Here is a 24,786-nt window from a genome sequence, read left to right on the forward strand (position 1 = left end):
GAACGGGAACGGTCAGAACGAGAACGGGATGTAGCACGCCGCGGCCAGCACGACCGCGCCCCACCCGAGCAGCGCCGGCTTGCGATACCAGGCCTCGTCCCCCGGCGCCGGCGGCTCTGCCATGCCCGGCGAGGTCGTGCCGTAGACCAGCCCCTGGAGTTCCTCGGCAGGCTTCGGCGCGGTGAAGAGCGACACCGCGACCATGACGACCGCGCCCGCGACGAACCCGGCGATCGCGGAGACGAAGTTGGCGCCCTGGTCGGTGGGGATGTCGACGATGTCCTGCTTGTAGAGGACGAAGTAGTTGACCATCGCGGCGGTGGTGCCCACGAGCAGCCCCCAGAAGCCCGACTTCATCGAGGCCCGCTTCCAGAACATGCCGATGATGAAGACGACGAACATCGGCACGTTGAAGAAGGAGAAGAGGGTCTGCAGGTAGGCCATGATGTTCGAGAAGGACCTCGCCAGGAACGCCGTGCCGATGGAGGCCAGGACGCCGATCGCGGTGATGAGCCGGCCGAAGCGTACGTAGTACTCGTCCTCGCGGCCCCGGACGACGTACTTCGCCCAGATGTCCGTGGTGAACACCGTGTTGAACGACGACACGTTCGCCGCCATGCCCGCCATGAACGCCGCGAGGAGGCCGGTGACGGCGATGCCCAGCACCCCGTTCGGCAGCAGCTGTGCCATGAGGTACGGGATCGCGTCGTTGTACTGGAGGTCCGAGCCGGAGGTGCCGATCTTGGGGACCAGGACGGCGGCGACCAGACCCGGGATCATCACCAGGAACACGATGAAGATCTTCGGGAACGCGGCGATGAGCGGTGTGCGCTGGGCCGCCGAGAGGTTCTTGGCGGACAGGGCGCGCTGCACCTCGGCGAAGTTCGTCGTCCAGTAGCCGAAGGAGAGGACGAAGCCGAGGCCCAGGACGATCGTCAGCCAGTTCGCCCCCAGCGGGTTGTCGCTGCCGATGCCCGTACCGCCCCAGGACGTCATGAAGTCGGCGCCGCGGGACTCGGTGAGGGAGTCGGACAGGCCGTCCCAGCCGCCCACCTTCTTCAGGCCGAGGACCGCGATCGGGATGAGCGCGGCGAGGATGACGAAGAACTGCAGGACCTCGTTGTAGATCGCCGAGGACAGGCCGCCGAGGGTGATGTAGGCGAGGACGAAGAAGCCTGCCACGACGATCGCCACCCACTCCGGCCAGCCCAGCAGCGCCTCGACGACGATGGCCAGGGCGTAGAGGTTGACGCCGGCGATGAGGATCGCGGCGAAGGCGAACAGGATCGAGCTGAGCAGGTGCGCCGGACGGTCGAAGCGGAGGAGCAGGAACTCGGGGACCGAGCGGACCTTGGAGCCGTAGTAGAAGGGCATCATCACCAGGCCCAGGAAGACCATCGCCGGGATGGCCCCGATCCAGTACCAGTGCGTGGTGTAGACGCCGTACTGCGCGCTGTTGGCGGCCATGCCCAGGATCTCGGTGGCGCCCAGGTTGGCGGCGATGAAGGCCAGACCGGTGACCCAGGCGGGCAGGGAACGGCCGGAGAGGAAGAAGTCGAGACTCGTCTTCACCGAACGGCGGGCTGCGAAGCCGATGCCGAGGACGACGACGAAGTAGATGCCGAGGAGCGTGTAGTCGAGCCAGTTCGTGGGGAGTCGCAGCTCGGCTGCCAGATATGTGGGGGTCTGCATGAGCCCTCGCTTCGTTGCGCGAACCGATACGCCGCGGAATCTACGCCTCCGTGTTCAGTTGTTGAACACTTCTGATGATGCTCTTTGTTGGATTGTGATGTTGACGCTTGGGGGGACTCGTGTTTTGATATGTTTGGTTATGTTTGAAGGATGAGGAGTCCGGCGTGAAGAAGACCTCGACCCGGCTGGCCGACGGTCGCGAGCTCATCTACTACGACCTGCGCGACGACAGCGTGCGCGACGCGGCCGACCGCCGCCCGCTGGACCGCACCGTCACGACGTCCGAGATCCGCCGCGACCCCCTGCTCGGCGACTCCGTCGCCATCGCCTCGCACCGCCAGGGCCGTACCTACCACCCGCCGGCCGACGAATGCCCCCTGTGCCCCTCCGAGGGCGACCGGCTGAGCGAGATCCCGGACTCCTCGTACGACGTCGTCGTGTTCGAGAACCGCTTCCCCTCGCTGGCCGGCGACTCGGGCCGCTGCGAGGTCGTCTGCTTCACCTCCGACCACGACGTCTCCTTCGCCGGCCTCACCGAGGAGCAGGCGGGCCTGGTGCTGGAGGCGTGGACGGACCGCACGTCGGAGCTGTCCCATCTCCCCTCCGTCGAACAGGTCTTCTGCTTCGAGAACCGCGGAGCCGAGATCGGCGTGACCCTCCAGCACCCGCACGGGCAGATCTACGCCTACCCCTTCACCACCCCGCGCACCGCCCTGATGCTCCGCTCCGTCGCGGCCCACAAGGAGATGACGGGCGGGGAGAACCTCTTCGACGCCGTCCTGGAGCGTGAACTCGCCGACGAGCGAGTCATCCTGGAGGGTGAACACTGGGTGGCATTCGTGCCATACGCGGCGCACTGGCCGTACGAGGTCCACCTGTACCCCAAGCGCCGTGTGCCTGACCTGCTCGGTCTGGACGAGGCCGCCCGCACAGAGTTCCCCAAGATTTATCTGGAACTCTTGAGGCGCTTCGACCGGATCTTCGGTGAGGGCGAGCCTCCGACGCCGTACATCGCGGCCTGGCACCAGGCACCTTTCGGCGCGCTGGAGGAGTTCGACGGGGTCGTGCGTGAGGACTTCGCGCTTCACCTCGAGCTTTTCACCATCCGCCGCACTTCCGGCAAGCTGAAGTTCCTCGCGGGTTCCGAGTCCGGCATGAACGTGTTCATCAACGACGTGCCGCCGGAGCGCGCGGCCGAGCGACTGCGAGAGGTAGCGAGTTCATGAGCGGGAAGTACCTGGTGACAGGCGGTGCGGGCTACGTCGGCAGCGTCGTCGCCCAGCACCTGCTGGAGGCGGGCCACGAGGTCGTCGTCCTGGACAACCTCTCCACGGGCTTCCGTGAGGGCGTCCCGGCGGGCGTCACCTTCATCGAGGGCGACATCCGTGATGCCGCCAAATGGCTGGACTCCTCGTACGACGGCGTTCTGCACTTCGCCGCGTTCTCGCAGGTCGGCGAGTCCGTCGCGAAGCCGGAGAAGTACTGGGACAACAACGTCGCCGGCACCATGGCCCTGCTGGCCGCGATGCGCGAGGCGGGCGTGGCCAGGCTCGTCTTCTCCTCCACGGCCGCGACGTACGGCGAGCCGGAGCAGGTCCCGATCGTCGAGTCGGCGCCCACGTCCCCGACCAACCCGTACGGCGCCACGAAGCTCGCGGTCGACCACATGATCACCGGCGAGGCGGCGGCGCACGGCCTGGGCGCGGTCTCGCTGCGCTACTTCAACGTGGCGGGCGCCTACGGCGAGCACGGCGAGCGCCACGACCCCGAGTCCCACCTGATCCCGCTGGTCCTCCAGGTCGCGCAGGGCAGGCGCGAGGCGATCTCCGTCTTCGGCGACGACTACCCGACGCCGGACGGCACCTGCGTGCGCGACTACATCCATGTGGCGGACCTCGCGGAGGCCCACCTGCTGGCGTTGCGGGCCGCCACCCCCGGCGAGCACCTCATCTGCAACCTCGGCAACGGCAACGGCTTCTCGGTCCGCGAGGTCATCGAGACGGTCCGCAGCGTGACCGGCCACCCGATCCCGGAAGTGGTCGCCCCCCGCCGGGGCGGCGACCCGGCGGTCCTGGTGGCCTCGGCCGCCACGGCCCGCGAGAAGCTGGGCTGGAACCCGTCCCGCGCGGATCTCGCGGGAATCGTCGCGGACGCGTGGGATTTCGCGCAGCGACGCGGCAACTGAAGGTACGGAAGGGTCAGGGGACAGGCATGAGCGAGGCTGTGGCGGAGACGGTCGCCGCACGGTTCAGCGAGCTGTACGGCGCCGAACCGCACGGGGTATGGGCGGCACCGGGCCGCGTCAACCTCATCGGCGAGCACACCGACTACAACGACGGCTTCGTCATGCCGTTCGCCCTGCCGCACAGGGCGGTGGCGGCGGTGTCACGCCGCGAGGACGGCGTCCTGCGCCTGCACTCGGCGGATGTCGACGGCGGAGTCGTCGAGCTGATCCTCGACGACCTGTCCCCCGAGTCGGACAAGAACTGGACGGCGTACCCCGCGGGCGTGGTCTGGGCCCTGCGCGAGGCCGGCCACGCGGTCACGGGCGCGGACATCCACCTCTCCTCCACGGTCCCCTCGGGCGCGGGCCTCTCCTCCTCGGCGGCACTGGAGGTGGTGGTGGCACTGGCCCTGAACGACCTGTTCTCGCTCGGCCTGCGCGGCTGGCAACTGGCCCGCCTGTGCCAGCGCGCGGAGAACGTCTACGTCGGGGCCCCGGTCGGCATCATGGACCAGACGGCGTCGGCGTGCTGCGAGGCGGGGCACGCGCTCTTCCTCGACACCCGCGACCTCTCCCAGAAGCAGATCCCCTTCGACCTGGCGGCCGAGGGCTTGCGCCTCCTCGTGGTCGACACTCAGGTCAAGCACTCCCACAGCGAGGGCGAGTACGGCAAGCGCCGCGCGGGCTGCGAGAAGGGCGCGGCCCTGCTGGGCGTCGACGCGCTCCGGGACGTCCCCTACGACGAACTGGACGCGGCGCTGGCCCGCCTCGGCGGCGAGGAGGAGGTCCGCCGCCTGGTCCGCCACATCGTCACGGAGAACGAGCGCGTCGAACGGGTGGTGTCGCTACTGGAATCGGGCGACGACACTCGCGCGATCGCCCCCATCCTGGTCGAGGGCCACGCCTCCCTCCGCGACGACTTCCGCATCTCCTGCCCCGAACTCGACCTGGTCGTCGACACGGCCCTCGCCTCCGGCGCCCTGGGCGCCCGCATGACCGGCGGCGGCTTCGGCGGCTCGGCGATCGTCCTCGCGGAGGAGACGGACGTCGACGCCATCACCAAGGCAGTGACAGAAGCCTTCGCAACGGCGGGTTTCACGACACCACGGGTCTTCGAAGCGGTCCCGTCGTCGGGTGCACGCCGCCTGCGCTGACCTCCCCACATGCGCCGGGCGCCCTCACCTCACAGAGGAAGGGCGCCCGACTCGTTCTTCGGGGACTTCAGCGGTTGACGGCCTGGTACTCCTGGACCGGCACCTGGGTGGTCGTGGCGAACGTGCCGTTGGGCAGGTCGCCGCCCGTGCCGCCCGAGCCCTCCCAGGAGATCTCCCAGGTCAGCGTCGCATTGAGGGCGTAGGAGCCGTCTCCCGACGACCGCAGGTACCGCACCCCGCACGGAGGCGTCAGCTCCGCCTTGCCCCTGGCGTACGGCTGGCCGATCGAACCGTCGTCGTTGATCCCGCACTCGCCGGACGCCGGCAGACTCTCCGCGTCCTCCGTCCCCGGATCGATGTGCAGACTCACCGGCTTGGCGGTCGTGGTCGCCCACAGCCCGGTGCCGGGCAGACTCGCCGTGACGGAGACCGGCTTGAAGGCGCCCTTGTCCAGCCAGATCCAGGTGGGGGCGTTCACCGTCGACTTGCCGTTCGGAGCCAAGGAGATCTTGGTCGGGGGCACGACGGTCCGCTGATGCGCGAGCCCGGCGAGGGTCTCGGTGTCGATGGCCTGGGGGACGTCGGGAGCCTTGCCGTTGTCCATCCAGAAGGGCTTGCGCTTACAGTCGTCGGCGGCAGGGTCGTTTTCCATCTTCGGATTCGTAACGGCCACCCACCACATGCCCTCGTCGTTCTTGTCGACGTTGAAGTCCTTGTAGGGATGGCCCTTCTCGTAGCGAGCCTTGTCGTCCGCGATGCCCTCGGGCGCACCCCCGGCGGACTCGTACATGGACCAGTTGGCCTCGGTGTAGGTCTTGAAGTCCTTGGCCTTCCAGTAGGGCTCGTACCAGCAGGCCGGCGGTTCCCAGTCCACAGCGGTGGACGTGACCGGGCCGCCCTCCTTCGAGGGCGCTGAACCCTTCACGTTGAAGGTGATCTTCGACTGCAGCACCCGTCCCGAGGCGTGACCGGACTCCTCGACGTCCCGGGATCCGTTGTTGCCGACTCCTCCAGCGACAGCGGTGTCCACCCCGAGGACGAACAGCGTGGAGGTCAGAACCGCGAGCGCTACGCGGCGCGTCACGGCTGGCACCGCTTGGCGCCCCGGTCCTCGTCAAGCTTCGAGATCTGCCAGACGCCGTCGCTGTTCTTCCTCACGCTGGTGCTGTAGTAGACGTAGCTGTCGGGCGAGGTCTCGACCACGTTCACCTTGTCGGTCTTGAGGTCCTTGACATTCGCGTTGCTCTCGTCCGCGCAGTACGTCACTGCCGCTGACGTCTTGTCGAACACCCTCACCTGGCGGTCGAAGTAGCGCAGAGAGCCGGCCCAGGCGGTCTTCCTGGCGATGTTGTCCTTCGCGTAGTAGTAGACGCCTGTCAGCGCGCTGTCCGTGTAGTAGAAGGCCATCCCGGACTTCTTCATGTCGCCGTACGCCATGGCCTGGTCCACCGTGCTGATGGCCCGTTCGTTGTCGGCGAGGATGGCGTCCTTCTGAGGGTCTCCGGTCTGCCGGTCCTCGAAGACGTTCTTCATGTCGCTCGGCAGCTTGATCTCCGGCCGATCGATCCCGTCCGCCGATGCGGACGCCGACGCGGAAGCTGTTGGCGTCTCAGCCGAGTTCGCACCGGCGATCTTGTCGGACGACTCGTCACCTCCCCCCGAGCCACAGGCAGTCAGCAGCAAGGCCGCAGAAGCGGTGAGCGCGGCCGTGAGGAGCCGAGCGGGGCGGTGCAATGTGTGCTCCCGTTGAGGTGGTGGGGGGATGACAGCTCAAGCAAACCCACGCTATCGGGAGGCCGATGCGTGATAACTACGAGGTCTTCACCCCAGCCTCTTCGTCAGCGTGTACTCCGTGATCCCCGGCGGATAGTCCGGGACCACGCAGACCACCTCGTACCCCTGCTTCTCGTAGAACCGTGGGGCCTGGAAGTCCCATGTCTCCAGGCGGGACGCGAGGCAGCCGCGGTGCTTGGAGGCGATGCGTTCCGCCTTGTGGAGAAGGGCGGTGCCGAGGCCCGTGCCGCGGTGGCGTTCGTCGACCCAGAGGTAGGTGACGTGGAGCCAGGTCGCCCAGGTGTAGCCGACGAGGCCGCCGGCCAGTTCGTCGTCCGGGTCGTTCACAGCCCACACGTGCAACGGGACGTCCCTTTCGTCCGGGGTTCCGCGCAGGGCTCGCAGGATCGGAGAGGCGTTTGTGTTCGCTTCCCGCAGGCGCGTGCGGAGCAGATCACGTCGGGCCTTGTCGACTTCTGTCTCAAGACGGAACATGCGGCACACCATAAACGCGCTGGACAGTCAGTTCTGCAAATAACCTTCCGCTCCCGGCCCCCGGCCGTACCCTGATGAACAGCACCGGTGGGGGCCGGTGCCGATCAGGGGGCGAGACAGCCGGGTACGACGCCCGGAGTGGGGGTACCGGTTTCTGCACGGCGGCGGCCGTGCGGCTGCGGCAACCCGGCCAGACCGCTGCGAGACGGATCTACGCAGCGGCCGGGCACTCCGGCGTCGTACCCGTGCGGGTTCGTGTTCCGACGATGGGGAATCCCCTGCTCTCAGGAGCCTGGGGAAGGGGGTTACGTGGTTCGCATCCGAGTCCTGGTCGTCGACGACCATCGCATCTTCGCCGAGTCACTCGCCGCGGCCCTGGCCGCCGAGCCCGACGTCGACGTCTCCGCGGCCGGCAGCGGTCCCGCCGCGCTGCGCAGCCTGGAACGGGCGGTCGCCGAGGGGCGGCGCTTCGACGTGCTGCTCGTGGACGCCGATCTGGGCGGCATGGTGCCGGGCGTACGGCCGGCCGTGCCGGTGCAGGAAAGCAACGAGGACGGCCTCGTCGACGGGATCTCCCTCGTCACGGGCGTGCGGTCCGCGCAGCCGAATGTACGGACCGTCGTGCTCGCCGAGAAGGACGACCCGCGGCGGGCGGCGCTCGCCCTGCAGGCCGGGGCCTCCGGGTGGGTGGCGAAGGACTGTTCGCTGTCCCGGCTGCTGACCGTCATCCGCGGGGTGCTGCGCGACGAGACCCATCTGCCGCCCGCCCTGCTGACCGGCGTACTGCGGGAGCTCACCGCCGCGCGCAAGCACCGCACCGAGAGCGAGCGGCTGGTCGAGTCGCTGACGCCGCGGGAGCGGGAAGTGCTGCGGTGCATGGTGGCCGGGCTGGGCCGCAAGGCCGTCGCCGAGCGGCTGTATCTGTCGCCGCACACCGTGCGGACCCATATGCAGAACGTGCTGGGCAAGCTCGGCGTGCATTCCACGCTCGCCGCCGTCGCCCTGGCCCGGCGGGCCGGGGTCGGACCCGTCGACCTAGCCGGGGATGTTGTCGAACGGGGCGGTCAGCTGGCGTAGCAGCCCCGCCAGTTCGCCGCGCTGGGCCCGGGAGAGCTCCGCGAGGATCGCGCGCTCCTGGTCCAGCAGACCCGCCAGGGCCTGGTCCGCGCGGTCCCGGCCCTCGTCCGTCAGCCGGACCAGGACGCCTCGGCGGTCACTGGGGTCGGGGAGGCGTTCCACCAGGCCCTTCTTCGCCAGGCGGTCGATGCGGTTCGTCATCGTGCCCGACGTGACCAGGGTCTGGGTGAGGAGCTGCCCCGGAGAGAGCTGGTACGGCGTGCCCGCGCGGCGCAGGGCCGTCAGGACGTCGAACTCCCACGGCTCCAGGCCGTGCTCCGAGAAGGCCAGCCGACGCGCCCGGTCCAGATGCCGGGCCAGTCGGCTCACACGGCTGAGCACCTCGAGCGGTTCCACGTCGAGGTCCGGGCGCTCCCGGCGCCATGCTGCGACCAGCCGGTCGACCTCGTCCTCCATGGCGATCAGTGTAGTGGTTGTGTCGACGTAGAGTCTCTTGACGTCCATTTTCTTGACGTCGAGATATATCCGATGTCACGGTGGGTGGGCGTCCCTGACGGTCACCACCAGGACATCCGGAGGACTTCATGCCCGCTGCCGCCCCCACCTGGGACCCCGCCCAGTACCTCCGCCACGCCGGCCACCGCGCCCGCCCCTTCGCGGACCTCCTCGCCCGTGTCCCCGAGCCGCCCGCCGGCGCACTCCGCATCGCCGACCTCGGCTGCGGCCCCGGCAACGTCACCACGCTGCTCGCCGACCGCTGGCCCACCGCCCGGATCACCGGCTACGACAACTCGCCCGAGATGCTCGACAAGGCCCACGTCGATCACGAGGGCCCCACCGAGGGCGGCGGGTGTCTCGACTTCGCCCTCGCCGACGTGCGCACCTGGGCGCCGGCCGAGCCGTACGACCTGATCATCAGCAACGCCACGCTGCAGTGGGTGCCGGGGCATGTCGAGCGGTTCGCCGACTGGGTGGCCGGGCTGAAACCGTCGGGCACCTTCGCCTTCCAGGTGCCCGGGAACTTCGACGCCCCCAGCCATCGGCTCATGCGCGAACTCGCCGGTTCCCCGCGCTGGCGCGACCGGCTCGCCGGCACCCTGCGCCATGCCGACGCCGTCCTCGCACCCGAGGCCTATCTGGAGCATCTCACCGCCCTCGGCTGCACCGCCGACGTCTGGGAGACGACGTACATCCATCTGCTCCAGGGCGAGGACCCGGTGCTGGACTGGGTGAAGGGGACCGGCCTGCGGCCCGTGCTGACCGCCCTCGCCGACGACCCCGAGGCGGGGGAGAGCTTCGTCGCCGAATACCGGGCCGCCCTGCGCGAGGCCTACCCGGAGGGCGCGCACGGCACGCCGTTCCCGTTCCGCCGGGTGTTCGCCGTGGCCCGGAAGGAGGGCTGATGATCACTGCCCTCGACCATGTCCAGCTCGCCGCCCCGCGCGGCAGCGAGGAGCGGCTGCGGGCGTACTACGTCGATGTCCTCGGCATGACCGAGATCCCGAAGCCGCCCGTGCTCGCCCGGCGTGGCGGGTGCTGGTTCCGGGCGGGGGCGGTGCTGCTGCACCTCGGCATCGAGGAGGACTTCCGGGCGGCGAGGAAGGCCCATCCCGGGCTGCGGGTGACGGACATCGAGTCCTACGCCGCCCGGCTGGAGGCCGGCGGGGCGCCCGTCACCTGGGACCCCGCCCTGCCGGGGCACAAGCGCTTCTACTCCCAGGACCCGGTCGGCAACCGCCTGGAGTTCCTCGAACCGGGCTAGGCCTTGCGGCGCCCTATCAGGTGCGGCTTGGGCTCCAGACCGTCCAGGCCGTGCCAGGCCAGGTTCACCAGGTGCGCGGCCACCTCGGCCTTCTTCGGCTTGCGTACGTCCAGCCACCACTGACCGGTCAGGGCGACCATGCCGACCAGGGCCTGGGCGTACAGCGGGGCCAGCTTGGGGTCGAAGCCGCGGCTCTTGAACTCCTTGCCGAGGATGTCCTCGACCTGGGTGGCGATGTCCGAGATCAAGGAGGCGAAGGAACCCGTCGACTGGGGGATGGGGGAGTCCCGGACCAGGATGCGGAAGCCGTCCGTGTACTCCTCGATGTAGTCCAGGAGGGCGAAGGCCGCCTGTTCGCAGAGTTCGCGAGGGTGACCGGCCGTGAGCGAACTCGTCACCATGTCCAGCAGGCACCGCATCTCGCGGTCCACGACCACCGCGTACAGCCCCTCCTTGCCGCCGAAGTGCTCGTACACCACCGGCTTGGAGACCCCGGCCTTCGCCGCGATCTCCTCCACCGACGTCCCCTCGAACCCCTTCGCGGCGAAGAGTGTGCGACCGATCTCCAGCAGCTGTTGGCGGCGCTCGGCACCGGTCATCCGCGTGCGACGCACTCGCCGCGGCTTGTCATTGCTGGGGGTGCTGCTCGAGTCGGTCGCCACAGCGACCATCATGCCGCCTCGACGGGCTCCTTCCCGCGCCGGGAGCCGCCTTCCCCGTCGTTACGGCGCGAATCGATACGCGAGCGTGACGGCCAGCGCACGTCGTACGCCCAGCCGGCCATCTCGAACCAGCGGATCAGCCGGGCGGAGGAGTCCAGCTGGCCGCGCATCACCCCGTGCCGTGCGGAGGTGGGGTCGGCGTGGTGCAGGTTGTGCCAGGACTCGCCGCAGGACAGCACCGCGAGCCACCACACGTTGCCCGACCGGTCGCGCGACTTGAAGGGGCGCTTGCCGACCGCGTGGCAGATCGAGTTGATCGACCACGTCACATGGTGCAGCAGGGCCACCCGGACGAGGGAACCCCAGAAGAACGCCGTGAAGGCGCCCCACCAGGACATCGTGACCAGGCCGCCGATCAGCGGCGGGAGCGCCAGGGAGAGGGCCGTCCACAGGATGAACTGGCGGGAGATCGCGCGGAGCGTCTTGTCCTTGATCAGGTCCGGGGCGTACTTGTCCTGCGGAGTCTGCTCCTCATCGAACATCCATCCGATATGTGCCCACCACAGGCCCTTCATCAGGGCCGGGACGGTCTCGCCGAAACGCCACGGCGAGTGCGGGTCGCCCTCCGCGTCGGAGAACTTGTGGTGCTTGCGGTGATCGGCCACCCAGCGGACCAGGGGGCCCTCGACCGCCATGGAACCCGCGATGGCCAGCGCGATCTTCAACGGCCGCTTGGCCTTGAAGGAACTGTGCGTGAAGTGCCGGTGGAAGCCGATCGTGATGCCGTGGCACCCCAGGTAGTAGAAGAACACCAGCAGACCGAGGTCCAGCCAGCTCACCCCCCAGCCCCACGCCAGCGGAACGGCCGCCAGCAGTGCGAGGAACGGGACGGCGATGAAGAGGAGGAGGGTGATCTGCTCGATGGACCGCTTCTGCTCGCCGCCCAGCGTGGCGGAGGGGGCTGCGGCGTCGGTGGCCTGACCGGGTGCCTCGGGGGCGTCCTCGATCACGTCGGAACTACTGGTCATACGCGTCCCCTGGGGGGTATGAGGAGGGAGAAGGGGGTGCCGGGCCACGGGAACCCCGCAGGGCTTCCTACGGTTCCGTAACCTACGGCTTCGTAAGTATGGCAGTGCGCCGCCCGGCGGCAAGAGCCCGAGAGCCTGCGCGTCCCCGCCGACACCTATCCTGGAGTCGGTCGGACAGCGCGGTCCGCTCTGATTTCTTCCCGGATGCCCGGCCCGTATGCGGCGCACGCCGCGCGAGACGCCGTCCGGGTTCCCCTCCCAGACGAGCTTCAACACTGCAAGGAGCCGCACCTGTGAGCAGTGCCGACGACCAGACCACGACGACGAGCAGTGAGCTGCGTGCCGACATCCGCCGGCTGGGTGATCTCCTCGGGGAGACCCTTGTCCGGCAGGAGGGCCCTGAGCTCCTGGAACTCGTCGAGAAGGTCCGCCGCCTCACCCGTGAGGACGGCGAGGCCGCCGCCGAGCTGCTACGCGGCACGGAACTACAGACCGCGGCCAAGCTCGTCCGCGCGTTCTCCACTTATTTCCACCTGGCCAATGTCACCGAGCAGGTCCACCGCGGCCGCGAGCTGCGGGCCCGGCGCGCCGCCGAGGGCGGACTGCTCGCCCGTACGGCCGACCGGCTCAAGGACGCCGATCCCGAGCACCTGCGCGAGACGGTCCGGAACCTCAATATTCGTCCCGTGTTCACGGCACACCCGACCGAGGCCGCGCGCCGGTCGGTCCTGAACAAGCTCCGGCGCGTCGCCGCGCTCCTCGACACCCCCGTCATCGAGTCCGACCGCCGCCGTCTCGACATCCGGCTGGCCGAGAACATCGACCTCGTCTGGCAGACCGACGAACTGCGCGTCGTCCGCCCCGAGCCCGCCGACGAGGCCCGAAACGCCATCTACTACCTGGACGAACTGCACGCCAACGCCGTCGGCGACGTCCTGGAGGACCTCACCGCCGAGCTGGAGCGCGCCGGGGTCAAGCTCCCCGACGACACCCGCCCGCTCACCTTCGGCACCTGGATCGGCGGCGACCGCGACGGCAACCCGAACGTCACCCCCCAGGTGACCTGGGACGTCCTCATCCTCCAGCACGAGCACGGCATCAACGACGCCCTCGAGACGATCGACGAGCTGCGCGGCTTCCTGTCCAACTCCATCCGCTACGCCGGCGCCACCGAGGAACTGCTGACCTCCCTCCAGACCGACCTGGAGAACCTCCCCGAGATCAGCCCCCGCTACAAGCGCCTCAACGCCGAGGAGCCCTACCGGCTCAAGGCCACCTGCATCCGGCAGAAGCTGGAGAACACCAAGAAGCGCCTCGCCAAGGGCACCGCACACGTCCCGGGCCGCGACTACCTCGGCACCGGCCAGCTCCTCGACGACCTGCGGATCATCCAGAGCTCCCTGCGCGAGCACCGCGGCGGCCTCTTCGCCGACGGCCGCCTCGCCCGCACCATCCGCACCCTCGCCGCCTTCGGCCTCCAGCTCGCCACCATGGACGTACGCGAACACGCGGACGCCCATCACCACGCCCTCGGCCAGCTCTTCGACCGGCTCGGCGAGGAGTCCTGGCGGTACGCGGACATGCCCCGCGACTACCGCGCCAGGCTGCTCGCCAAGGAGCTCCGCTCCCGCCGCCCCCTCGCGCCCACCCCGGCGCCCGTCGACGCGCCCGGCGAGAAGACCCTCGGCGTCTTCCAGACCGTGAAGAAGGCCCTGGAGGTCTTCGGGCCCGAGGTCATCGAGTCGTACATCATCTCCATGTGCCAGGGCGCCGACGACGTCTTCGCCGCCGCCGTCCTCGCCCGCGAGGCCGGCCTGGTCGACCTGCACGCCGGCTGGGCGAAGATCGGCATCGTGCCGCTGCTGGAGACGACCGACGAGCTCAAGGCCGCCGACACCATCCTGGAGGAGATGCTCTCCGACCCGTCGTACCGCAGGCTCGTGGCGCTGCGGGGCGACGTCCAGGAGGTCATGCTCGGCTACTCCGACTCCTCCAAGTTCGGCGGCATCACCACCAGCCAGTGGGAGATCCACCGCGCCCAGCGCCGCCTGCGCGACGTCGCACACCGCTACGGCGTCCGGCTCCGGCTCTTCCACGGCCGCGGCGGCACCGTCGGCCGCGGCGGCGGCCCCACCCACGACGCCATCCTCGCCCAGCCCTGGGGCACCCTGGAGGGCGAGATCAAGGTGACCGAGCAGGGCGAGGTCATCTCCGACAAGTACCTCATCCCGGCCCTGGCCAGGGAGAACCTGGAACTGAGCGTCGCGGCCACCCTGCAGGCATCCGCCCTGCACACCGCCCCGCGCCAGTCGGACGAGGCCCTGGCCCGCTGGGACGCCGCGATGGACGTCGTCTCCGAGGCCGCCGAGGGCGCCTACCGCAGGCTCGTCGAGGACCCCGACCTCCCGGCGTACTTCTTCGCCTCGACGCCCGTCGACCAGCTCGCCGACCTCCACCTCGGCTCCCGCCCCTCACGCCGCCCGGACACCGGCGCCGGCCTGGACGGGCTGCGGGCCATCCCGTGGGTGTTCGGCTGGACCCAGTCCCGGCAGATCGTGCCCGGCTGGTTCGGCGTCGGCTCCGGCCTCAAGGCCCTGCGCGAGGCAGGCCTGCGGCAAGAAGGTGACACGGTCCTCGACGAGATGCACGGACAGTGGCACTTCTTCCGCAACTTCATCTCCAACGTCGAGATGACCCTGGCCAAGACCGACCTGCGGATCGCCCAGCACTACGTCGACACCCTCGTCCCCGACGAGCTCAAGCACGTCTTCGACGCCATCAAGGCCGAGCACGAACTGACCGTGCGTGAGGTGCTGCGCGTGACCGGCGAAGAGGAACTCCTCGACGCCGCGCCCGTCCTCAAGCAGACCTTCGCCATCCGCGACGCCTACCTCGACCCGATCTCCTACCTCCAGGTCGCCCTGCTCAAGCGGCAGCGCGAGGCGGCCGGAGCCGCCGAACAGCCCGACCCGCTGCTCGCCCGCGCCCTGCTCCTCACCGTCAACGGTGTGGCAGCGGGCCTGCGCAACACCGGCTGAGCCGCTCCCCGGACACGACCGTGCCCCCGAGCCCGTACAGGCTCGGGGGCACGTCGCGTTCCACGTCAGCCGCGGCCGAGCCTCCGGCGCCGGAACACCAGGAACCCGCCGAACCCGACCAGCACCGCCGCCACACCGGACAGCAGACCCACCGGAGCCCCGCTGCCCGTCTCCGCGAGGTCACCGCCGGCAACCCCCTGCGGGGACGGCGAAGAGGACGCCGCAACCCCGTCGGCGGGCGAACTCGGCGACCCCGACGTCCCCGGCGCACCCGAAGGCGCCTCCGACGCCCCGGACGACGGCGACGCGGACGCCGACCCGGACGGCGTCGAACCGCCCGGCTCCTGCTCGTCCTCGCAGTCCGTCCAGAACACCTTGTGCTTGGCGGCACCCTTCTCACCGTCGAAGTTCCAGAACAGCTTGTAGTGCCCGTCGGGCAGCGACAGGTCCTCCGAACGGCCGTGACCCTCGCCGTCCAGCGTCAGCGAGCCGGAGTCCACCGTCTCCCCCTTGTTCTCACTCGGGGGAATGGCGTCGATGCGCCAGTCGACCTGCTGGCCACTGTCGAAACCGAAGGCATCCAGGTAGAAGGCGCACACATGCGGCTCGTTGCGGCGCAGCTCCTCGCCCGTCGAGGCGTCATGGATCTTGACCGTGCCGTTGTCACCGGGAGGGGTGGCATGGGCGGCCGGAGCGAGCAGGAGGACCGCGGAAGCGGCGGCGGACACAGCGCCGACGCGGGAGAGGGTTCGCATCGAGAATTCGTCCATCTTCGAGAAGTGACCGGGAAGATGTGGAGGGGGCGGCTCAGCTTCCAGCCTCGTCCGAAGCCACGTCAATCACGAACACACAACGCTCTGCCCCTCCGCAAGCGAGGGGAACACCGAACCCCTCAGACGACCACGAAAGCCGCCGTCAGCAACGCCACCCCGGACAGCGCCATCACCCACGCCACCCGCGTCCGCAGCAACCCGCCCGCCACCACGACCGACGCCAGCAACAGCGCACCGCCCAGCGGAATCCACGCGTACAGAATCCCCGCCGGGCCCGAACGGACCGCGTCATCACTGCCGGGCTTCAGGACCACCGTGTAGGTCCGGCCCTTCTCCACCGCGACGGACTTCTCCAGTTCGACCCTCGGCCGCGGCTGCGCCCCCTGAGACAACGGCGTGAACGCACCCGTGCACGTGTCCGGCCCGCACCGCTTCACATCGACCGTGCCGCTCTCCCGGCCCTTCGTCAGCATCACATGCTGCGCCGTACCCCACGACGCCCACACACCCGCGATCAGGATCAGCGCGGCGACCGTACCCATCGCCGCGAACCGTCCGAACCGCAGCACGGCATGAGAGCTCTGGTGAGAGGCGGTGGCAGTGGGGGGCATGGCCGGGATCATTGGCCATACCCACACGGCCGGTCAACTCCCCGGGGTGACAAGTCAGGAGTTGTACGTACCTTGCGCCCGCTCCAGCCCCTCGATCACCAGACACTCCACCGCGTCCGCCGCCCGGTCCACGAAGTAGTCCAGCTCCTTGCGCTCCGTCGAGGAGAAGTCCTTCAGCACGAAGTCCGCCACCGGCATCCGCCCCGGCGGCCGGCCGATCCCGAACCGCACCCGGTGATAGTCCGCCCCGAACGCCTTCGTCATCGACTTCAGACCGTTGTGACCGTTGTCCCCGCCGCCCAGCTTCAGCCGCAGGGTCCCGTAGTCGATGTCCAACTCGTCATGGATCGCCACCACATGGGCGACCGGAACCTTGTAGAAGTCCCGCAGCGCGTTCACCGGCCCGCCCGACAGGTTCATGTACGACATCGGCTTCGCCAGGATCACCCGCCGGTTCGCCGGACCCGGGGGCCCGATACGGCCCTCGATCACCTGCGCCTGAGCCTTCCCCGCCCGCTTGAACCTCCCCCCGACGCGATCCGCCAGCAGATCGGCCACCATGAAGCCCACGTTGTGCCGGTTCCCCGCGTACTCCGGCCCGGGATTGCCCAGCCCCACGATCAGCCAGGGAGCGGCGGCATCGGTCGTCACGTCCATGTCTCCTTCATACGCGTCGGCCGCTGCTCCGCACCGGAACAGCGGCCGACGAAACGACGACGAAGAGGATCAGGCCTCGGCGGCCTCTTCCTCAGCGCCCTCCTCGCCCTCCGGGGCCTCCTCGGCCTGCGCGGCCAGGACCTGAAGGACGACGGTGTCCTCCTCGACGGCCAGCGTCGTGCCCTTCGGCAGCGTGATGTCCTTGGCGAGGATCGAGTCACCGGCGGACAGACCCTCGATGGAGACCGTCACGGACTCGGGGATGTGCGTGGCCTCGGCCTGGACCGGCAGCGCGTTCAGCACGTGCTCGAGCAGGAAGGCACCCGGGGCCAGCTCGCCCTCGGTCTGGACGTAGATGTCGACGTTGACCTGCTCGCCACGCTTCACCAGCAGCAGGTCGACGTGCTCCAGGAAGCCCTTCAGCGGGTCACGCTGCACGGCCTTCGGAATCGCCAGCTCCTTGGTCTTGCCGTCGATGTCCAGCGCGATCAGGACGTTCGGCGTACGCAGCGCCATCAGCAGGTCGTGGCCCGGCAGGGTCACGTGCAGCGGGTCCGAACCGTGCCCGTACAGGACACCCGGAACCTTGCTCTCACGACGGATACGGCGCGCGGCACCCTTGCCGAACTCGGTGCGCGTCGCGGCGGAGATCTTCACCTCGGACATAATCACTCCTCGAAGTCAGGTATGGACGTGGTCACCCGGCCACGAACGGCCTGCTACGAAGAGCGCGTCGATAACGGAGCACCGCATCCCAGAACGGGAAACGGCCTCCCTCGCCGAGCAACTGCAGCAGTCTACTCGGCAGGGGAGGCCGCACCCAAAACGATCTACAGGAACTCCGGGAGAGCCCTCACTGCTCGTCGAAGAGGCTCGTCACCGAACCGTCCTCGAACACCTCACGTACCGCGCTCGCGATCGTCGGCGCGATCGACAGCACCGAGATCTTGTCCAGGTCCCCGCTCAGCTCACCCGGCGTCGGCAGGGTGTTCGTGAACACGAACTCGCTCACCCGCGAGTTCTTCAGCCGGTCAGCGGCCGGACCCGACAGCACACCGTGCGTCGCCGTCACGATCACGTCCTCCGCGCCGTGCGCGAACAGCGCGTCGGCGGCGGCACAGATCGTCCCACCGGTGTCGATCATGTCGTCCACCAGGACACACACGCGACCCTTCACCTCACCCACGACCTCGTGGACGGTGACCTGGTTCGCGACGTCCTTGTCCCGGCGCTTGTGCACGATCGCCAGCGGCGCGCCCAGCCGGTCGCACCAGCGGTCGGCGACCCGTACCCGGCCCGCGTCCGGGGAGACGACCGTCAGCTTCTCCCGGTCCACCTTCCGGCCCACGTAGTCCGCCAGCAGCGGCAGCGCGAACAGGTGGTCCACCGGACCGTCGAAGAAGCCCTGGATCTGGTCCGTGTGCAGGTCGACGGTGAGAATGCGGTCCGCACCCGCCGTCTTCATCATGTCCGCGATCAGACGCGCCGAAATCGGTTCACGTCCGCGGTGCTTCTTGTCCTGCCGCGCGTAACCGTAGAAAGGCACGATGACCGTGATGGACCGGGCCGACGCGCGCTTCAGCGCGTCGATCATGATCAACTGCTCCATGATCCACTTGTTGATCGGAGCCGTGTGGCTCTGGATCAGGAAGCAGTCGGCGCCACGCGCCGACTCCTGGTAACGCACATAGATCTCACCGTTGGCGAAGTCGAAGGCCTTCGTCGGGACGACCCCGACACCCAGCTGTTGGGCGACCTCCTCGGCAAGCTCGGGGTGGGCGCGGCCGGAGAAGAACATCAACTTCTTCTCGCCGGTCGTCTTGATCCCGGTCACAGCACTGTCTCCTCAGAGGTGTCGCAGCTGGGGCTTCGATCTCGGGTCGAGAGACCTCTCAGCCGGCTCGCGAGAGGGCATCTCAACTGGTGGGGGTGCGGGTGTGCACTTATCACCGTACGCCGTGTTTGAGGCACCGGTTTCCGGTCAGCCCTCGTCGGCCGACTCCCGGGAAGCCGCCTCCGCCGCCTTCGCGGCCGCGCTTCCCGGACGCTTTCGAGCCACCCAACCCTCGATATTCCGCTGCTGACCACGGGCCACGGCCAGCGAACCGGGCGGTACGTCCTTCGTGATCACCGACCCGGCCGCGGTGTACGCACCGTCCCCCACCGTGACAGGCGCCACAAACATGTTGTCCGAGCCCGTACGGCAGTGAGAGCCGATGGTCGTGTGGTGCTTCTCCCGGCCGTCGTAGTTCACGAACACACTCGCGGCGCCGATGTTCGACTGCTCGCCGATCGTCGCGTCACCCACATAGGAGAGGTGAGGCACCTTCGTGCCCTCCCCGATCGTGGCGTTCTTCGTCTCGACGTACGTCCCGATCTTGCCCTTGGCGCCCAGCCGGGTCCCCGGACGCAAGTACGCGTACGGCCCCACCGACGCGGCCGCGCCCACCTCGGCGCTCACGGCCACGGTGTTGTCCACGCGCGCGCCCGCCCCGACCCGGGTGTCGGTCAGCCGGGAGTTGGGCCCGACCTCCGCGCCCTCGCCGAGGTGCGTGGAGCCGTGCAGCTGGGTGCCCGGGTGCACGACGGCGTCCTGCTCGAAGGTCACCGTGACGTCGATCCAGGTCGTGGCCGGGTCGACCACGGTCACACCGGCGAGCATGGCCTCGGTCAGCAGCCGGTCGTTGAGGATCCGGCGGGCCTCGGAGAGCTGCACGCGGTTGTTGATCCCGGCGATCTCCCGGTGGTCGCCGGCCACGGAGGCCCCGACCCGGTGTCCCGCCTCGCGCAGGATCCCGAGCACGTCGGTCAGGTACTCCTCGCCCTGGCTGTTGTCCGTGCGCACCTTCTTCAGCGCGTCGGCGAGCAGCTGACCGTCGAACGCGAACACCCCCGAGTTGATCTCACGGATCGACCGCTGCGCGTCGGTGGCGTCCTTGTGCTCCACGATCGCGGTCACGGCGCCGGTGTCGTCGCGGACGATGCGGCCGTAGCCGGTCGCGTCCGGCACCTCGGCGGTCAGTACGGTGACCGCGTTGCCGTCGGCGGAGTGTGTGGCGGCGAGGGCGTCGAGGGTCGCGCCGGTGAGCAGGGGAGTGTCCCCGCACACGACTACAACGGTCCCGTCGACGGACCCGCCGAGCGTTTCGAGACCCATCCGTACGGCGTGCCCGGTGCCGTTCTGTTCGGCCTGTACGGCGGTGCGGACGGCGGGGGCGATCTCGCCGAGGTGGGCGGTGACCTTCTCACGGGCGTGGCCGACCACGACGACCAGGTTCTCGGGGTGCAGCTCGCCCGCGGCGGCGAGCACATGCCCGACGAGACTGCGTCCGCAGAGCTCGTGCAGGACCTTGGGTGTGGCCGACTTCATACGGGTGCCCTCACCCGCTGCGAGAACGACGACGGCTGCCGGGCGGTTGGCGCTCACGGGATGCCCTTCGGCTGTGGATGGGGTGGGGTTTCATCCGCAGGATACCGGGGGGTTTTGTGGGGGACACGAGAGCGGGCCCTGACTTGGCTGTCGCCGACCAGGGCCCGAATTTGAGCATGTGCTCCCCCGCCAGGACTCGAACCCGGACAGATGGCACCAAAAGCCACAGTGCTTACCAATTACACCACGGGGGAATAATCTCGACTAAACCGGACATTCAGTCAGGTCGCCGAGCGGCGCCTCCTACTATGCCGTACCAGGCGCCTTCCATGCGACGGTACAAGTCGGCGCTCTTGATCACGTAGACGATCGGGCAGCCGTCATGTGCCTCCCATAGAGGGCCACTCCTGCTCCTCGCGCCGTTGCGGTGTGACTTCCCGGCCCCGCCTCGGGTCGAACGGTGAGCGATTCGGCAGTTCGAGGGATATCGGGCGGTATTGCGTCTGAACGGTCACGGAGTGTGGTGTAGGCCAGTCCGGGAAACTCGCCGGAAAACCGGCGCCGGGCGCCCTTAGGCTGGAGGGCATGACCGCGACGGGGGAAGACCATGTGACGGCCCGGGGAGGGCCGTGGTGGTGGGCCAGGCGGCGCAGTGCCGTGTTCGATGTGAGTCTGGCCGTGGCGTCCGCGCTGGAGTGCGGGTTCGAGGGCATTCCGTTCGCCAGGGACGCGGGGATCCCCGTGGCGGCGGGGGTGGTGTTCGGGCTGCTGGCCGGTTCCGTGCTGCTCGTGCGGCGGCGGTGGCCGATCGCCGTGGTGCTGGTGTCGATCGCCATCACGCCCGCCGAGATGGGCTTCCTGATGGGCATCGTCGGCCTGTACACGCTGGCCGCGTGCGAGTTGCCCCGGCGGATCCTCGTCTCGCTGGCGGGGATGTCGCTGCTGGGGACGCTCATCGTGACGTTCGTGAAGACGCGGCAGGACATGTCGCGGGGGGACCTGGACATCGGGGACTGGTTCGTGCCCTTCGCCGCCATCACGATGTCGGTGGGGTTCACGGCGCCTCCCGTACTGCTCGGGCTGTATGTGGGGGCCCGGCGGCGGCTGATGGAGAGCCTGCGGGAGCGTGCGGACGATCTGGAGCGGGAGCTGCAGCTGCTCGCCGAGCGGGCGGAGGAGCGGGCCGAGTGGGCCCGGAACGAGGAGCGGACCCGGATCGCCCGGGAGATGCACGACGTGGTCGCGCACCGGGTGAGTCTGATGGTCGTGCACGCCGCAGCGTTGCAGGCGGTGGCGCGGAAGGATCCCGAGAAGGCCGTCAAGAACGCCGCGTTGGTGGGCGACATGGGACGGCAGGCGCTGACCGAGTTGCGGGAGATGCTCGGGGTGCTGCGCAGTGGCGGGGACGAGCGGCGGGAGCGTGCCGCGTCGGTGCCGCTGGCGGCGGTGGGGGCGGCCGCGGCCGCGGCGGCTTCGCGGGCGGCCGACGACGAGGGGCCGTCTCTGGCGGAGATCGAGGAGCTGGTCGGGCAGTCGGCCGCCGCGGGGATGGTGGTGGATCTGTCCGTGGAGGGGGACGAGCGGTCGTATGCGGCGGAGGTCGAGCAGACGGCGTATCGGGTGGTGCAGGAGGCGTTGACGAACGTCCACAAGCACGCGGCCGGGGCGAAGACCTATGTGCGGCTGGCGCATCGGAGGTCGGAGATCGCGATGCAGGTGGAGAACGAGCCGCCCGAGGAGGCGGCGTCGTCGGCGCGGTTGCCGTCCGGGGGGAACGGGCTGGTGGGGATGAAGGAGCGGGTTTCCGCGCTGGGCGGGGTGTTCGTGTCCGGGCCGACGGACGCGGGGGGTTTCCGGGTGTCGGCGGTGATTCCGGCGTCGTAGGACCCGGTGGGCGCTAGCCCGCTGTGAGGCGTACGGGTTCCGTGCCGGCGATGAGGGTGGAGAGGGCCTGGTCGATGTCCTGGCCGAGGTACCAGTCGCCGGTGTGGTCGAGGGTGTAGACGCGGCCGTCGGTGTCGATGGCGACGAGGGACCGGCTGTCGGTCTCGGCGCCCAGGGGGCAGACCTCGGTGCCGAGGGCGCGGCCGAGGTCGCCGAGGGTGCGGGCCATGTGGAGGCCGTGCAGCGGATCGAGGTGCAGGGTGGCGGGGGCGACCTGGCGGCCGGGGCCCGTGGGGGCGATGTGGAGTCCGCCGAATTCGGCCCAGGCCTCGACGGCGGCGGGGAAGACGGTGTGCCGGTGGCCCGCGGGTGAGACGTGGTCGCGCAGGGCGTCGGCCCAGTACTCGGCCTGCTTGATGTCCCAGCGTCCGGACTGCCAGCCGGCGGCGCGCAGGGCGGCGTCGACGGGTACGGCGAAGCGGGTGGAGGAGGTGCGGTCGGTGTGCATCTGCCCTGCGTCTCGTCGAGGTCGTGGACGGCGGGCGTGAGGTGCGCGCCGTGCTGCCGGTTGCTTCCGGGATCGGGGTGGGCGTCAGTCGTTCTGGGACGCCGGGTCGACTATGCGGACCCCGAAGTGGGCGCTGAGCGCGGTGCAGGCGCGGCAGGGCGTGGCGAAGGTGCCGTGGAGGGGGTCGCCGTCCTCGCGGATGTGCCGGGCGGTGAGTTTGGCCTGCTTGAGGGCTTTGCGGGCCTCGCCGTTGGTCATGGGTTTTCGTGCGGCGCGTTTGCTGCGCGCGGTGTCGGCCGCGGCGATGTGCCGGGAGATGAGGATGGTTTCGGCGCAGCGGCCGGTGAAGCGGTCGCGCTGGGCGCTGGTGAGGGTGTCCAGGAAGTCCTGGACGAGGGGGTGCAGTCCCGGGGGTGTGTCGCCGCGGGCGGCGGTGCCGGTGAGGGTGGCGCCGCGGACGGAGAGGGCGGCGGCGACGGTGGGGAGGATGCCGTCGCGGCGGTGGTGGAGGGCGGGGGCGTGGGCCGCTTCGGTGGCGCTCCAGCCGATGCGGGGATCGCCGCCTCGGGGGTCGCCGGCTCGCGGGTCGCCGTGGCGTGGGTCGCCGTGCCGGGGATCGCCGTTTCGTGGGTCGGCGGACCTGCCGGTGTGTGGTCCCGTCTGTGTCGCGTTCATGATCGTCTTCCCCTCCGTGCATCCCCCGGGGGTCACAGACTGCCAAATGCCGTGGCTGGTGCGGAAGCTGGGGCGCGGCGACACGCCCGTTCCGGGGTGTGCCGTCACGGTGGGGTGACGGCTGGTCACGGAAGCGGAAGGGGGCGCCGACCGGTGCCGGTGACCGGTGTCGTCGTACCGCATAGGCTGTCGGCACCGCGGACGATGCGGTGATCCGTTCGGAGATCGATGCAGTGAACCGGAGGGTGATCCGCGGGGTCGGCGCGTGCAGGAAGCGCAGAGAAGTCGAGACGGACAGTCGAGACGGACAGACGTGACAGTCGATACGGGCCGTAGTGCGCCAAAGGTGGTCAATACGGTTCGTACAGAGTGCCGCAGGGGGCAACCGCCATGACGACAGGTCGGCTCGGGCAGCAAGCCGCGCCGCCGAACGCGGCCTACGCCGGGCAGGTCGTGCATTTCCCGGACCCGGTCCGGGCGGCCCGTCACCCGAGAGGGGTGCGGGTCGACGAGCGTGGCTACCCCGACTTCTCGCCCTACGCGCGCGCGATCGCGGAGATCGCGGAGCCGCCGGAGGGTTTCGGTGTCGACGAGTTGCGGCTGACGGACTACGTGTCGGCGAACAGCGCGCTGTCGGCGTCCGGGCACGAGCTGTGGGACACGGTTCCGGCGGTGGCGACACCGCACGGCTGGACCTGGCACCACGCGGTCGCCTCGCGGCGGCTCGAGCTGGTCCCGGTCGAGGTGAAGGCGCTGCTGCGGCATCACGGCGGTGTGGCCACGTCGGGTGTCGATCACGGCAAGCGGGGCACGCGGCCGCTCCAGGAGACGCGTCCGGCGCACTTCGGGCTTCCGAAGTCGGGTGTGGCCGTGACGGAGTCGCAGGTGCAGGGCGCCGAGGAGGAGCTCGGCTACCGGCTGCCGGGCGCGTACCGGTCGTTCCTGAAGGCGGCGGGCGGCTGCGCGCCGGTGGGTGCCGCGCTCGACGCGGAGCTGGGGCTGCTGGTCGACCAGCCGTTCTTCACGGTGCGGGACGAGGCCGCGGTCAATGACCTGGTGTACGTCAACAAGTGTCTGCGGGACCATCTGACCAAGGACTACCTGGGCGTCTCCTTCGTCCAGGGCGGGCTGCTCGCCGTGAAGGTGAAGGGCGAGCGGATCGGCTCCGTGTGGTTCTGCTCGTACGACGACGCGCGGGACGTGGATCCCTCGACGCCGCCGGCGGAGCGGGTGGAGCGGCTGCTGCTGCCGTGCGGGGACGACTTCGACGTCTTCCTGTCGCGGCTGGCGGGCAATCCGCCGGAGTTGGAGACGGTGGCGAACCTGATGGTGGACGGCGGGTTCGCGCGTGTGGTGCCGGTGGGTGCGGTGTCGTCCTCGGCTGTGGGGGAGTGACTTCGGCG

The 24,786-nt window shown here is 69.6% G+C and carries 24 protein-coding genes and 1 tRNA gene; 9 read left to right on the forward strand and 16 right to left on the reverse strand.

Going from position 1 to position 24,786, the window contains the following annotated elements; genetic code table 11:
- Window positions 1-12: 12 nt before the first annotated feature.
- Window positions 13-1,692: a sodium:solute symporter family protein gene (locus tag ACFT32_RS30490; protein ID WP_382495679.1), complete on the reverse strand. Its 1,680-nt coding sequence runs from the start codon at window positions 1,690-1,692 to the stop codon at window positions 13-15.
- Between the two features lie 164 nt (window positions 1,693-1,856).
- On the opposite strand from ACFT32_RS30490, the gene galT reads away from it, so the two are divergent.
- From galT to galK, 3 genes are read left to right on the forward strand one after another with little or no spacing between them, the layout of a single operon-like run.
- The gene (gene galT, locus ACFT32_RS30495) at window positions 1,857-2,918 is read left to right on the forward strand and encodes a galactose-1-phosphate uridylyltransferase (protein ID WP_382495681.1); all 1,062 of its coding nucleotides are present in this window, start codon (window positions 1,857-1,859) and stop codon (window positions 2,916-2,918) included.
- Window positions 2,915-3,877, forward strand: coding sequence for a UDP-glucose 4-epimerase GalE (gene galE, locus ACFT32_RS30500; protein WP_382495683.1), 963 nt, complete (start codon window positions 2,915-2,917; stop codon window positions 3,875-3,877). The genes galT and galE overlap by 4 nt, the downstream gene beginning before the upstream one ends.
- Window positions 3,878-3,903: 26 nt before the next feature.
- Window positions 3,904-5,070 carry a galactokinase gene (gene galK / locus ACFT32_RS30505; protein ID WP_382495685.1) on the forward strand — a complete coding sequence of 389 codons (1,167 nt, stop codon included), beginning with the start codon at window positions 3,904-3,906 and terminating at the stop codon, window positions 5,068-5,070.
- 67 nt (window positions 5,071-5,137) lie between these two features.
- Here galK and ACFT32_RS30510 read toward each other — a convergent pair whose 3' ends face one another.
- From ACFT32_RS30510 to ACFT32_RS30520, 3 genes are all read right to left on the reverse strand, one after another.
- Window positions 5,138-6,154, reverse strand: coding sequence for a hypothetical protein (locus ACFT32_RS30510; protein WP_382495687.1), 1,017 nt, complete (start codon window positions 6,152-6,154; stop codon window positions 5,138-5,140).
- Window positions 6,151-6,603, reverse strand: coding sequence for a hypothetical protein (locus tag ACFT32_RS30515; RefSeq protein ID WP_382495689.1), 453 nt, complete (start codon window positions 6,601-6,603; stop codon window positions 6,151-6,153). Before ACFT32_RS30515 ends, ACFT32_RS30510 begins: the two co-directional genes overlap by 4 nt.
- A 288-nt stretch (window positions 6,604-6,891) precedes the next feature.
- On the reverse strand, window positions 6,892-7,350 hold the full coding sequence (locus ACFT32_RS30520) for a GNAT family N-acetyltransferase (protein WP_382495691.1): 459 nt from the start codon (window positions 7,348-7,350) through the stop codon (window positions 6,892-6,894).
- A 297-nt stretch (window positions 7,351-7,647) separates the two neighbouring features.
- On the opposite strand from ACFT32_RS30520, the gene ACFT32_RS30525 reads away from it, so the two are divergent.
- The gene (locus ACFT32_RS30525) at window positions 7,648-8,415 is read left to right on the forward strand and encodes a LuxR C-terminal-related transcriptional regulator (protein WP_382495693.1); all 768 of its coding nucleotides are present in this window, start codon (window positions 7,648-7,650) and stop codon (window positions 8,413-8,415) included.
- On the opposite strand, the gene tamR is transcribed toward ACFT32_RS30525, so the two are convergent.
- The gene (tamR, locus tag ACFT32_RS30530) at window positions 8,374-8,871 is read right to left on the reverse strand and encodes a MarR family transcriptional regulator TamR (RefSeq protein WP_030242768.1); all 498 of its coding nucleotides are present in this window, start codon (window positions 8,869-8,871) and stop codon (window positions 8,374-8,376) included. The genes ACFT32_RS30525 and tamR overlap by 42 nt on opposite strands.
- 128 nt (window positions 8,872-8,999) lie before the next feature.
- Between tamR and ACFT32_RS30535 the strand changes: the two genes are divergently transcribed.
- Entirely contained in the window at window positions 9,000-9,818 is an 819-nt protein-coding gene (locus ACFT32_RS30535) for a trans-aconitate 2-methyltransferase (RefSeq protein ID WP_382495695.1), read from the forward strand.
- Complete coding sequence (locus tag ACFT32_RS30540; protein ID WP_382495697.1) at window positions 9,818-10,177, forward strand: VOC family protein; 360 nt, start codon at window positions 9,818-9,820, stop codon at window positions 10,175-10,177. The genes ACFT32_RS30535 and ACFT32_RS30540 overlap by 1 nt, the downstream gene beginning before the upstream one ends.
- Here the strand turns inward: ACFT32_RS30540 and ACFT32_RS30545 are convergent.
- Complete coding sequence (locus ACFT32_RS30545) at window positions 10,174-10,851, reverse strand: TetR/AcrR family transcriptional regulator (RefSeq protein WP_382495699.1); 678 nt, start codon at window positions 10,849-10,851, stop codon at window positions 10,174-10,176. The two genes, ACFT32_RS30540 and ACFT32_RS30545, sit on opposite strands and share 4 nt — an antisense overlap.
- On the reverse strand, window positions 10,848-11,867 hold the full coding sequence (locus ACFT32_RS30550) for an acyl-CoA desaturase (RefSeq protein ID WP_382495701.1): 1,020 nt from the start codon (window positions 11,865-11,867) through the stop codon (window positions 10,848-10,850). The genes ACFT32_RS30545 and ACFT32_RS30550 overlap by 4 nt, the downstream gene beginning before the upstream one ends.
- 293 nt (window positions 11,868-12,160) lie before the next feature.
- Between ACFT32_RS30550 and ppc the strand changes: the two genes are divergently transcribed.
- Window positions 12,161-14,905, forward strand: coding sequence for a phosphoenolpyruvate carboxylase (gene ppc / locus ACFT32_RS30555; protein ID WP_382495703.1), 2,745 nt, complete (start codon window positions 12,161-12,163; stop codon window positions 14,903-14,905).
- Window positions 14,906-14,970: 65 nt separating this feature from the next.
- Here the strand turns inward: ppc and ACFT32_RS30560 are convergent, their stop codons facing one another.
- The 7 genes from ACFT32_RS30560 to ACFT32_RS30590 form a co-directional block, all read right to left on the reverse strand.
- Window positions 14,971-15,660 carry an LPXTG cell wall anchor domain-containing protein gene (locus ACFT32_RS30560; RefSeq protein WP_382495705.1) on the reverse strand — a complete coding sequence of 230 codons (690 nt, stop codon included), beginning with the start codon at window positions 15,658-15,660 and terminating at the stop codon, window positions 14,971-14,973.
- Window positions 15,661-15,797: 137 nt separating this feature from the next.
- A complete protein-coding gene (locus ACFT32_RS30565; protein ID WP_382495938.1) occupies window positions 15,798-16,301 on the reverse strand; it encodes a hypothetical protein in 504 nt (167 codons plus the stop codon).
- 42 nt (window positions 16,302-16,343) lie between these two features.
- Window positions 16,344-16,946 (reverse strand): aminoacyl-tRNA hydrolase, encoded by a 603-nt coding sequence (pth, locus tag ACFT32_RS30570; RefSeq protein WP_382495707.1) that lies wholly within the window; start codon window positions 16,944-16,946, stop codon window positions 16,344-16,346.
- Window positions 16,947-17,015: 69 nt separating this feature from the next.
- The gene (locus tag ACFT32_RS30575; RefSeq protein ID WP_382495709.1) at window positions 17,016-17,612 is read right to left on the reverse strand and encodes a 50S ribosomal protein L25/general stress protein Ctc; all 597 of its coding nucleotides are present in this window, start codon (window positions 17,610-17,612) and stop codon (window positions 17,016-17,018) included.
- 187 nt (window positions 17,613-17,799) lie between these two features.
- On the reverse strand, window positions 17,800-18,780 hold the full coding sequence (locus ACFT32_RS30580) for a ribose-phosphate diphosphokinase (RefSeq protein WP_010035195.1): 981 nt from the start codon (window positions 18,778-18,780) through the stop codon (window positions 17,800-17,802).
- Between the two features lie 147 nt (window positions 18,781-18,927).
- Complete coding sequence (glmU, locus tag ACFT32_RS30585) at window positions 18,928-20,373, reverse strand: bifunctional UDP-N-acetylglucosamine diphosphorylase/glucosamine-1-phosphate N-acetyltransferase GlmU (protein WP_382495710.1); 1,446 nt, start codon at window positions 20,371-20,373, stop codon at window positions 18,928-18,930.
- Window positions 20,374-20,497: 124 nt separating this feature from the next.
- Window positions 20,498-20,570 (reverse strand) — tRNA-Gln (locus tag ACFT32_RS30590).
- Between the two features lie 331 nt (window positions 20,571-20,901).
- On the opposite strand from ACFT32_RS30590, the gene ACFT32_RS30595 reads away from it, so the two are divergent.
- Window positions 20,902-22,200 carry a sensor histidine kinase gene (locus ACFT32_RS30595; RefSeq protein ID WP_382495711.1) on the forward strand — a complete coding sequence of 433 codons (1,299 nt, stop codon included), beginning with the start codon at window positions 20,902-20,904 and terminating at the stop codon, window positions 22,198-22,200.
- A gap of 13 nt (window positions 22,201-22,213) precedes the next feature.
- On the opposite strand, the gene ACFT32_RS30600 is transcribed toward ACFT32_RS30595, so the two are convergent.
- Complete coding sequence (locus ACFT32_RS30600; RefSeq protein ID WP_382495713.1) at window positions 22,214-22,708, reverse strand: SUKH-3 domain-containing protein; 495 nt, start codon at window positions 22,706-22,708, stop codon at window positions 22,214-22,216.
- An 84-nt stretch (window positions 22,709-22,792) separates the two neighbouring features.
- The gene (locus tag ACFT32_RS30605; protein ID WP_382495715.1) at window positions 22,793-23,383 is read right to left on the reverse strand and encodes a YwqJ-related putative deaminase; all 591 of its coding nucleotides are present in this window, start codon (window positions 23,381-23,383) and stop codon (window positions 22,793-22,795) included.
- A gap of 390 nt (window positions 23,384-23,773) precedes the next feature.
- Between ACFT32_RS30605 and ACFT32_RS30610 the strand changes: the two genes are divergently transcribed.
- Window positions 23,774-24,778, forward strand: a complete 1,005-nt coding sequence (locus tag ACFT32_RS30610) for an SMI1/KNR4 family protein (protein WP_382495717.1) — start codon at window positions 23,774-23,776, stop codon at window positions 24,776-24,778.
- The last annotated feature ends 8 nt before the right edge of the window (window positions 24,779-24,786 follow it).

It is taken from the genome of Streptomyces sp. NPDC057002 (assembly GCF_042673825.1).
Lineage (GTDB): Bacteria > Actinomycetota > Actinomycetes > Streptomycetales > Streptomycetaceae > Streptomyces.